The 3,661-nt window shown below is 57.5% G+C and carries 3 protein-coding genes and 1 pseudogene; all 4 read left to right on the forward strand.

What is annotated here, in order from left to right; translation table 11 throughout:
- Positions 1–608 (forward strand): annotated as a pseudogene (locus Q8O69_RS10715) (F0F1 ATP synthase subunit alpha); the annotation flags it as partial.
- A gap of 50 nt (positions 609–658) precedes the next feature.
- Positions 659–1,519, forward strand: a complete 861-nt coding sequence (gene atpG, locus Q8O69_RS10720) for a F0F1 ATP synthase subunit gamma (RefSeq protein ID WP_090378658.1) — start codon at positions 659–661, stop codon at positions 1,517–1,519.
- A 30-nt stretch (positions 1,520–1,549) separates the two neighbouring features.
- Entirely contained in the window at positions 1,550–2,926 is a 1,377-nt protein-coding gene (atpD, locus tag Q8O69_RS10725; protein WP_305591980.1) for a F0F1 ATP synthase subunit beta, read from the forward strand.
- 165 nt (positions 2,927–3,091) lie between these two features.
- Entirely contained in the window at positions 3,092–3,517 is a 426-nt protein-coding gene (locus Q8O69_RS10730; protein WP_305252878.1) for a F0F1 ATP synthase subunit epsilon, read from the forward strand.
- Positions 3,518–3,661: the final 144 nt, after the last annotated feature.

A 3,661-nucleotide genomic window follows, 5' to 3' on the forward strand; every position in this document is an offset into this window, starting at 1 on the left:
CCTTCGACCCTCGGATCAAGCAGCCGGGCGGCTCGCTGACGGCGCTGCCGATCATCGAGACCCAGGCCGGTGACGTGTCGGCCTTCGTGCCGACCAACGTGATCTCGATCACCGACGGTCAGATCTTCCTGGAATCGGCCATGTTCAACTCGGGTATCCGTCCTGCGGTCAACGCCGGTATTTCGGTATCCCGCGTGGGTGGTGCTGCACAGACCAAGATCATCAAGAAGCTCTCCGGTGGTATCCGTACCGCTCTGGCTCAGTACCGTGAACTGGCGGCATTCGCCCAGTTTGCTTCTGACCTGGACGAAGCCACCCGTAAGCAACTTGAGCACGGTCAGCGCGTTACTGAGCTGATGAAGCAGAAGCAATATGCGCCAATGTCGATTGCTGACATGTCGCTGTCGCTGTATGCCGCCGAGCGTGGTTTCCTGGTCGATATCGAAGTCGCCAAGATTGGTGCATTCGAGCAGGCCCTGATTGCTTACTTCAACCGGGATCACGCCGCACTGCTGGCGAAGATCAACGAGAAGGGTGACTTTAATGACGAAATCGACGCTGGCCTGAAAGCCGGTATCGAGAAGTTCAAGGCCACCCAAACCTGGTAAGCCGCAGCGGGGGCCGTGAGGTCCCCGCTTGCTAACCCGATAGGTGTCAAATGGCAGGCGCAAAAGAGATTCGCAGCAAGATTGCGAGCATCAAAAGCACGCAGAAGATCACCAGCGCCATGGAAAAGGTGGCGGTCAGCAAAATGCGCAGAGCACAAATGCGCATGGCTGCTAGCCGTCCCTACGCGGAGCGTATCCGCCAGGTGATTGGTCATCTGGCCAACGCCAACCCGGAATACCGTCACCCGTTCATGATCGAGCGCGAAGTAAAGCGCGTTGGTTATGTTGTGGTGAGCTCGGACCGTGGTCTGTGTGGTGGTCTGAACACCAACCTGTTCAAGGCTCTGGTCAAAGACATGGCGAGCAATCGCGAGCAAGGCGTAGAGATTGATCTCTGCGTAGTTGGCAGCAAAGGCGCGGCGTTCTTCCGCAACTTTGGTGGCAACATCGTTGCTGCGATCAGCCACCTGGGCGAAGAACCGTCGATCAATGATCTGATCGGTAGCGTCAAGGTAATGCTCGATGCCTACCTCGATGGTCGCATCGATCGTTTGTCCGTGGTCTCGAACAAGTTCATCAATACCATGACGCAAAAGCCGACAGTGGAGCAGTTGATTCCGCTGGTGGCTGATCCGGATAAAGAACTCAAGCACCACTGGGACTACCTGTACGAACCCGACGCCAAAGAGCTGCTCGACGGCTTGATGGTGCGTTACGTGGAGTCGCAGGTGTACCAGGCAGTGGTTGAGAACAACGCGGCTGAACAAGCGGCCCGGATGATCGCGATGAAGAACGCCACCGACAACGCTGGCGATATCATCAAAGACCTGCAGTTGGTTTACAACAAGGCACGTCAGGCAGCGATCACCCAGGAAATTTCGGAAATCGTCGGCGGCGCTGCCGCGGTTTAAGCACGGTTCAAATATTCAGAGGAACCAAAGATGAGTAGCGGACGTATCGTTCAAATCATCGGCGCCGTTATCGACGTGGAATTCCCGCGTGATCAAGTGCCGAGTGTTTATGAAGCGCTGAAAGTAGTCGGCGCCGAAACCACCCTGGAAGTTCAGCAGCAGCTGGGCGACGGCGTGGTACGTACCATTGCGATGGGTTCGACCGAAGGCCTCAAGCGTGGCCTGAGCGTCGGCAGCACTGGCGCAGGTATCCAGGTACCGGTTGGGGTGAAAACCCTGGGCCGTATCATGGACGTGCTGGGCAACCCAATCGACGAAGCTGGCCCGATTGGCGAAGAAGAGCGTTGGGGCATTCACCGTGCCGCGCCTTCCTACGCTGAACAAGCTGGCTCCAACGAGCTGCTGGAAACCGGCATCAAGGTTATCGACCTGGTTTGCCCGTTCGCCAAGGGCGGTAAAGTCGGTCTGTTCGGTGGTGCCGGTGTAGGCAAAACCGTAAACATGATGGAACTGATCCGTAACATCGCCATCGAGCACAGCGGTTATTCCGTGTTCGCCGGTGTGGGTGAGCGTACTCGTGAGGGTAACGACTTCTACCACGAGATGAAGGACTCCAACGTTCGTGACAAGGTAGCCCTGGTTTACGGTCAGATGAACGAGCCACCAGGCAACCGTCTGCGCGTAGCACTGACCGGCCTGACCATGGCCGAGAAGTTCCGTGACGAAGGCCGTGATGTGCTGTTCTTCGTGGACAACATCTACCGTTACACCCTGGCCGGTACTGAAGTATCCGCACTGCTCGGCCGTATGCCGTCGGCAGTGGGTTATCAGCCGACCCTGGCCGAAGAAATGGGCGTTCTGCAAGAGCGTATTACTTCGACCAAGACCGGTTCGATCACCTCGATCCAGGCCGTATACGTACCTGCGGACGACCTGACCGACCCAAGCCCGGCGACCACCTTCGCCCACTTGGACGCCACCGTTGTACTGTCCCGTGACATCGCCTCCCTGGGTATCTACCCAGCGGTCGATCCACTCGACTCGACGTCGCGCCAGCTGGACCCGATGGTTATCGGCCAGGAGCACTACGACACCGCTCGCGGCGTGCAGTACGTACTGCAGCGCTACAAAGAGCTGAAGGACATCATCGCGATTCTGGGTATGGACGAACTGTCCGAAGCAGACAAGCAGCTGGTATCCCGTGCTCGTAAGATCCAGCGCTTCCTGTCCCAGCCGTTCTTCGTGGCTGAAGTATTTACCGGCTCGCCGGGCAAGTACGTTTCCCTGAAGGACACCATCGCTGGTTTCAGCGGCATTCTTAACGGCGACTATGATCACCTGCCAGAGCAGGCGTTCTACATGGTTGGCGGTATCGAAGAAGCCGTCGAAAAAGCCAAGAAGCTGTAATCGGTGCGCCCGGTAACGGGCGCTCACGGTCTGGTTGAACGCCAGCGAGCGAAGGCTGGGCAAGGTGAGGTCAGGCGAGAAAGCGTTGTTTACTTTTGAGCCTGGTTTCAACGATTGCATAGTCGAACGTAGTAGCGTTCAGATGATCGATACGTGAGGTTAGATATGGCCATGACAGTCCATTGCGATATCGTCAGCGCTGAGGGGCAAATCTTCTCCGGCCTGGTGGAAATGGTGATTGCACACGGCAACTTGGGCGACCTGGGTATTGCACCCGGCCACGCGCCTCTGTTGACCGATCTCAAGCCAGGCCCGATTCGCTTGATCAAGCAGGGTGGCGAGGCCGAGGTTTACTACATCTCTGGTGGCTTCCTGGAAGTTCAACCGAATGTGGTGAAAGTGCTCGCCGATACCGTGCAGCGTGCTGCCGATATTGACGAAGCTGCAGCTCAGGAAGCCCTCAATGCTGCCGAGCGTGCACTGCACGAGAAGGGCGCGGAGTTCGACTACGGTTCCGCCGCCGCTCACCTGGCTGAGGTCGCGGCTCAGCTGCGTACCGTCCAGCAGTTGCGCAAGAAGTTCGGCGGTTAAGTCACCGGCTTCATTGTGTGTAAGTAAAAGGGTAGCCTTGGCTACCCTTTTTCTTTGTCCGCAGTTTTTGTCCGGCATGCTGTAGGGTGCGCCGTGCGCACCGGTCCAGCTGTTTGATGGTGCGCACGGCGCACCCTACGGGGA

The organism is Pseudomonas sp. (genome assembly GCF_030690725.1).
GTDB lineage: Bacteria > Pseudomonadota > Gammaproteobacteria > Pseudomonadales > Pseudomonadaceae > Aquipseudomonas.